General features: G+C 21.8%; 1 protein-coding gene. It reads left to right on the forward strand.

Translation table 11 applies throughout. The features are described 5' to 3' along the window. A partial coding sequence (locus M3148_RS17560; RefSeq protein ID WP_251305991.1) for a hypothetical protein occupies positions 1–385 on the forward strand: 385 nt, incomplete at both ends.

Here is a 385-nt window from a genome sequence, read left to right on the forward strand (position 1 = left end):
GTATCAAAAGTATTAACAAATCATGCATCTGAAAATATTCCTGATGAAATTGAATATAATCAAGTAGGATTTGCTAATAAGTTATATTCACAATCTGAAGGAACTGAAATTATTTCTAATATTTTTACTGGATATAAAATTCTTATTAATTCAACTAATTTTAATATTGGTGATGAAGTAATTGTAAATAACACTCAGACTTATAAAATTATTTCGGTTGAAAAATCAGGAACAGAATCAAAATTATTTTTATCTGGATTTTTTAATAATATATCTGGAAATATTGGTGTTAACACTGAAATAAAATTAAAAAATAATAATACAATTTCAGCAAATATTTTACAGGTTATGTATACACCAAATATTCGTAAAAATATCAATATAC

The sequence above is a fragment of the Georgenia satyanarayanai genome, assembly GCF_023715365.1.
Lineage (GTDB): Bacteria > Actinomycetota > Actinomycetes > Actinomycetales > Actinomycetaceae > Oceanitalea > Oceanitalea satyanarayanai_B.